The sequence below is a fragment of the Novosphingobium sp. genome, from assembly GCF_025351285.1.
Classification (GTDB): Bacteria; Pseudomonadota; Alphaproteobacteria; order Sphingomonadales; family Sphingomonadaceae; genus Novosphingobium.
On the sequence record NZ_JANXWG010000030.1, the window covers coordinates 23,067 to 29,200 of the forward strand.

The following is a 6,134-nucleotide window of genomic DNA, read 5'->3' on the forward strand; positions in this document are numbered from 1 at the left end:
GGCGAGCGCGGGCAAGTGGCGCAATTGCGCGCGCGTTCGCTGCTCACCGCCAAGACGCGGGTGCTGGTGGTGGCGGCGCTGTTCGGCCTGGGCACGGCGACCGCGCTCGCTCGCATCGCGCAGATCGGGCTGTTCGACCGCGCGCCCGGCATGCGCTCGATGACCGACCGGCTGCTGCCCCCGCGCGGCGAACTGACCGATCGCAGCGGTGCGCCGCTGGCGCGCGAATTGCCCGCCTATGCGCTGTGGTTCAACCCGAAGGCGTTCGGCGAGGGCAAGAACGCCAGCCAGGGAGCCATATCGCCGCTGGTGCGCACGCCCGAAGAAGTGGCGCGCGCGCTGATGGGCGTGTTCCCCGATGCCGATTACGCCGATCTGGTGCAGCGGCTCAAGTCCGACCGGCCAAGCTATCTGCGCCGCCGCGTGCTGCCCGAGGATGCCAACAAGATCTACGCGCTGGGCGAGCCCGCGCTCGAATTCCCGCGCGAGACAGAGCGCTTCTATCCGCAAGGTTCGCTGGCAGCGCACGCGGTGGGGTATGTCGACGAGAACGGCCAGGGCCATGTCGGCATGGAGGAAGTGCTCAACGCGCGGTTGATCGATCCGGCGCAGCGCGGCCAGCCGGTGGCGCTGGCGCTCGATATGCGGGTGCAGGGTGCGCTCGAGGACGAACTGGGCCGCGCGATGGGAGAAAGCAACGCCAAGGGCGCCGCGGGCATCGTGCTCGATGTCGAAACCGGCGAAGTGGTCGCGCTGGCCTCGCTGCCCGCATTCAACCCCAACCGCGGCGATCTTGCGTACAACGCGCTGGTGTTCAACCGCGTGTCGAACCAGGTTTACGAACTGGGCTCGGTGGTCAAGCCGATCACGATCGCGTCGGCCATCGATGCCGGCGTGGTGACCGATCTGTCGGTGCGCTACCCCTCCGGCAAGCCGCTTTCGATCGACGGGCGGTTGATCCACGATAGCCACAGTTTCGGCGCCTCGCTCAACGTGCCCGAGGCGCTGGTCCATTCGTCCAACATCGTCACCGCGCAAGTGGCCGACAAGCTGGGCGCGCCGGCCCTGCGGCAGACAATGCTCAACCTGGGCATGAGCGAGCGGCCCTATATCGAGCTTCCCGCGCGCGGTTTCCCGATCTGGCCCAAGGGCAACTGGTCGCGGATCACCAACATGACCGTCAGCTATGGCCACGGCATGGCGATCAGCCCGCTGCACCTGGCCTGCGCTTATGCGGCGATGGTCAATGGCGGGATCTGGCGCCCGGCCACGCTGATGAAGGTCGAGCCCGGCCACGCGGTGCAGGGGCGGCGCGTGTTCAAGGCCGCGACCAGCGCGCGAATGCGGCAATTGCTGCGGATGATCGTGGAAGTCGGCACCGGCAAGAAGGCCAATGCAGTGGGCTTCCGCGTGGGGGGCAAGACCGGTTCGGCCGAAAAGCCGGGCAAGCATGGCTACCAGAAAAGCGCGCTGATCGCGACGTTTGCCGCGGCTTTCCCGATGGACCACCCGCGCTATGTGGTGCTGGCCTCGATCGACGAGCCGCAGGGTACGCAGGCGACATCGGGCCAGCGCACCGCGGCGTGGAATGCAGCGCCCGCAGTCGGCCGGCTGATCCCGCGCATCGGCCCGCTGCTGGGCGTGGTGCCCGACGCCAAGCGTGATGTCGACATCTCGGACGTCGCCCCGCTGGTCGCGAGCGGAGACGGCGAATGAAGCTGGGCGCGCTGGCGGCGGCTGCCGTGAACCAAGGCGCGGCCGCTGCCGGGTACACCATCGAAGCGAACGCGGACGCGACGGTTACCGGCTTTGCGATCGATCACCGCAAGGTCGCGCCGGGCACTGTGTTCGGAGCGTTTCCGGGCACGCGCTTCAATGGCGAGGACTTCATCGAGGCGGCGATCGCGTCGGGCGCGATTGCGGTGGTGGCGCGGCCCGAGGTGCGCGTGAACGGCGCGGCGCATGTCGCCGATGCCGAACCGCGCCGGGCCTTTGCCATGCTGGCGGCGCAGTTCTTCCAGCCGGTGCCCGAAACCGTTGTCGCGGTGACGGGGACCAACGGCAAGACCTCCTGCGTCGAACTGACCCGCCAATTGTGGCGCATGGCAGGCATCCGCGCGGCCTCGATCGGCACGCTGGGCGTGACCACGGCGGACGAATCGGTTTCGACCGGGCTGACCACTCCCGATATCGTGACGTTCCTTGCCAACATGACCGGGCTGGCGCGCGAGGGCGTCACGCATGTCGCTTACGAGGCTTCGAGCCATGGCCTGTCGCAATTCCGCAACGAGGGGTTGCGCGTGGCGGCGGGCGCGTTCACCAACCTCAGCCGCGATCACCTCGATTACCACCTGACGATGGACGCCTACTTTGCCGCCAAGATGCGGCTGTTCGACGAGGTTGTGGAGGACGGTGGCACTGCTGTGGTGTGGGCCGACGATGCATGGTCCGCGAAGGCTTTCGAGCATGCCCGTCAACGGGGGTTGCGGCTGCTCGAGGTGGGCGAGCAGGCTGATGGTGACGATCGCGGCATCCGCCTGCTCGCTCGCACGCCCGGGCAATTGGGGCAGACGCTGGAAATCCGGCACGCGGGCAAGAACTACAAGGTCATGCTGCCGCTGATCGGCGCTTATCAGGCGGCGAACGCGCTGGTTTCGGCGGGATTGGTGATCGCCAGCGGGGGTGATGCGGGCGAGACTTTTGCCGCGCTCGGCCGGCTCCAGCCGGTGCGCGGGCGGCTCGAACGCGCGGCGATCACGCGCAGCGGAGCACCGGTCTATGTCGATTACGCGCATACGCCTGATGCTTTGGAAGCCGCAATCGCGGCGTTGCGCCCGCACGCGCAAGGCCGGCTGATCACCGTGTTCGGCGCGGGTGGCGATCGCGACGAGGGCAAGCGGCCCGAGATGGGCCGCGCGGCCTGCGCCGGATCGGACGTGGCGATCGTGACCGACGACAACCCGCGCGGAGAGGAACCTGCCGTGATCCGTGCAGCGATCCTGGCGGGCTGCACCAATGCCCGCGAAATCGGCGACCGGCGCGAGGCGATCCGCACCGCAATGGCCGAAGCGGGCGCCGGCGATGTTGTGCTGATTGCAGGCAAGGGCCATGAAAAAGGCCAGATCGTGGGGCGCGGCGAGGCGATGCGGGTGCTGCCGTTCGACGACGTCGCGGTGGCCCGGGAGTGCGTGGCATGAATGCGATGGCAATTCGGCATACCGCGATCATCGGCTGGCCCGAGGACCCTTCGGACGCGTGCGGCATGGCGCTGTGGACGAGCGACGAACTCGCAACGGCGACCGGCGGTACGGCATCGTGTGAATTCGAGGTGGCCGGCGCCGAGATCGACAGCCGCGAGGCGATGGAAGGTGATCTGTTCTTCGCGCTCAAGGGCGAGGCTTCGGACGGGCACGAATTTCTCGACGGCGCTTTTGCGAAGGGCGCAGCAGCGGCGGTGGTCGATCGGCCGATCGTGCAGCCTCACGTGCTGGTGCCCGATACCTTTGTCGCGCTCGAAGCTCTCGCGTGGGCATCACGTGCGCGGGTCGAGGATACCGCAAAGATCATCGGCGTGACCGGATCGGCAGGCAAGACGGGTGTGAAAGAGGCGCTGTTCGCGGCGCTCGATCGGGGCAGTAGTCTTCACGGTGGCGGAGGCCGCGCGCACCGCAGCCTCAAAAGCTACAACAACCACGTTGGCGTACCGCTCAGCCTGGCGCGGATGCCGTCACGCACGCAGTTCGGCGTGTTCGAGATGGGCATGAACCATTCGGGCGAGCTTTCACAACTTACGCAACTGGTGCGCCCGCACGTGGCGATCATCACCACGATCGCGCCCGCGCATATCGGATTCTTCAAGGACGAAACCGAGATTGCCGATGCCAAGGGCGAGATTTTCGAAGGGCTGGTCGAAGGCGGCGTGGCCATCATCCCTGCCGACAGCCCGCACTATGCGCGACTGCGCGCCAAGGCTGAACTCCATGCCGCCAGGATCGTCCCGTTCGGCCTGGCCGCGCATGCCGAAGCGCGGATGATCGATGCGGTCGGCGCGCCCGGCGGCGGCACGCTGGTCACCGCGCAATTGGGCGAACGGCGGCTTTGCTACACCGTCAGCCAGCCGGGTGAGCACTGGGTGGTCAATTCGCTGGCGGTCATGGCCGCGGTGATGGCGGTAGGTGGCGATCTTGGCGCGGCCGGGCTCGCACTAGCCGAAATGGAAGGGCTGACCGGACGCGGCGCGCGGCACACGATTGCGGCGCAAGGCGGCGACGGATCGGGAGCCGCGCTGGTGATCGACGAAAGCTACAACGCCAACCCCGCCTCGATGCGCGCCACGCTCGGCAGCCTTGGCGCGACGCGCGCGCATCGGCGGATCGCAGTGCTGGGTGCGATGAAGGAACTGGGTGCGGACAGCGACCGCTATCATGCGGACCTGGCCGAGGCCATCAGGGCGGCCAGGGTCGATTCTGTCATCCTGGTAGGCGAGGAAATGGCTCCTCTGGCGGCTGCGCTTACAGACACTGCACCATCCGCGCCGGGGAAATCCGCCGCAGCCGGCCTTGCCGCGCCGATCGATGTAAGCCATGTGGACGATGCCAGGACCGCGATCGCGCGGCTTGGGCGCGAGGGCATTCACGGTGGGGACGCCGTGCTCGTCAAGGGGTCGAATTCGGTCGGACTGGGTGCTCTCGTGCGCGCGCTCACGGCCAGGGGTGCGTGAATGCTCTATTTTCTGGCGCAATTGCTCAAGTTCGAGGGGTTTACCAACCTCATCCGCTACCAGACCTTCCGGTCGGGCGCGGCGCTGATGACCGCGCTGGTGATCGGGCTGATCATCGGCCCGCGCTTCATCTCGATGCTGCGCGTGCGGCAGGGCAAGGGCCAGCCGATCCGCGAAGACGGGCCGCAGAGCCACCTCGCCAAACGCGGCACGCCCACGATGGGCGGGTTGATGATCGTGATTGCGCTGACGATATCGCTGTTGCTGTGGATGGACTTGTCGAGCCGCTACGTCTGGGCGTGCCTGGCGGTGACGATGGGCTTCGGCGTGATCGGGTTCCTCGATGATTTCGACAAGGTGCGCAAGGCCAGCCACAAGGGCGTTTCGGGCCGGGTGCGGCTGCTCGGCGAATTCATCGTGGCCGGCATCGCGGCGTGGATCGTGGTGACCGACACCAACCTTTACGTGCCGGTGTTCAGCCATCTCTACATTCCGCTCGGGCCGTTCTATTACGTGTTCGCGGCGTTCGTGATCGTGGGCGCGGGCAATGCGGTGAACCTGACCGACGGGCTCGACGGGCTGGCGACGATGCCGGTGATCATCGCGGCCGGGACATTTGCGATCATCGCCTATCTGGCGGGCCGCGTCGATTATGCGCATTACCTGGGCATTCCGCACGTGAAGGAGGCGGGCGAATTGGCGATCTTCTGCACAGCGATCATGGGCGCATGCCTGGCGTTCCTGTGGTTCAACGCGCCACCTGCGGCAGTGTTCATGGGTGATACCGGCAGCCTCGCGCTCGGCGGCGCGCTGGGCATCGTCGCAGTGGCGGCGCATCACGAGATCGTGCTGGGCATCGTCGGCGGATTGTTCGTGGCCGAGGCGCTGTCGGTGATCATCCAGGTGTTCGTCTACAAGCGCACCGGCAAGCGCGTGTTCCGCATGGCGCCGATCCACCACCATTTCGAACAGCTCGGCTGGAAGGAATCGACAGTGGTGATCCGCTTCTGGATCGTCTCGATCGTGCTCGCGCTGATCGGACTGGCGACTCTCAAAGTCAGATGATCGTTTCGCACGCCTTTTGGGGAAAGCGTTACGCGGTGCTGGGCCTTGCGCGGTCCGGGCTGGCCAGTGTCGAGGCCTTGCTGGCAAGCGGCGCGCGGGTCACCGCGTGGGATAACCGCGAGGAAGCGCGGCTTTCGGTCGAGGCGCTGAACCACCCGGGTGTCGAACTGGTCGATCCGCTGAGCTTCGAACTCGATGGCTATGATGGCGTTGTCGTCTCGCCCGGCGTGCCGATCAACCGCCACCCGATCGCCGATCATGCCGCGCGCGCCGGCGTGCCGATCATCGGCGATATCGAGCTGTTCGCGCTGGCGCGGGCCAGCCTGCCCGAGCACAAGGTGGTGGCGAT

Annotated in this window: 4 protein-coding genes and 1 pseudogene; all 5 read left to right on the forward strand. The window is 67.1% G+C overall.

Annotated elements, in window-relative coordinates:
• The first annotated feature begins 15 nt into the window (after positions 1–15).
• A complete protein-coding gene (locus Q0R16_RS03700) occupies positions 16–1,716 on the forward strand; it encodes a penicillin-binding protein 2 (protein ID WP_295632095.1) in 1,701 nt (566 codons plus the stop codon).
• Complete coding sequence (locus tag Q0R16_RS03705) at positions 1,713–3,197, forward strand: UDP-N-acetylmuramoyl-L-alanyl-D-glutamate--2,6-diaminopimelate ligase (protein WP_295632082.1); 1,485 nt, start codon at positions 1,713–1,715, stop codon at positions 3,195–3,197. The genes Q0R16_RS03700 and Q0R16_RS03705 overlap by 4 nt, the downstream gene beginning before the upstream one ends.
• On the forward strand, positions 3,194–4,720 hold the full coding sequence (murF, locus tag Q0R16_RS03710; RefSeq protein WP_295632085.1) for a UDP-N-acetylmuramoyl-tripeptide--D-alanyl-D-alanine ligase: 1,527 nt from the start codon (positions 3,194–3,196) through the stop codon (positions 4,718–4,720). Before Q0R16_RS03705 ends, murF begins: the two co-directional genes overlap by 4 nt.
• Positions 4,721–5,785 carry a phospho-N-acetylmuramoyl-pentapeptide-transferase gene (mraY, locus tag Q0R16_RS03715; protein WP_295632088.1) on the forward strand — a complete coding sequence of 355 codons (1,065 nt, stop codon included), beginning with the start codon at positions 4,721–4,723 and terminating at the stop codon, positions 5,783–5,785.
• A pseudogene (locus Q0R16_RS03720) lies at positions 5,782–6,134 on the forward strand (UDP-N-acetylmuramoyl-L-alanine--D-glutamate ligase); the annotation flags it as partial. The gene mraY and the pseudogene Q0R16_RS03720, both read left to right, overlap by 4 nt.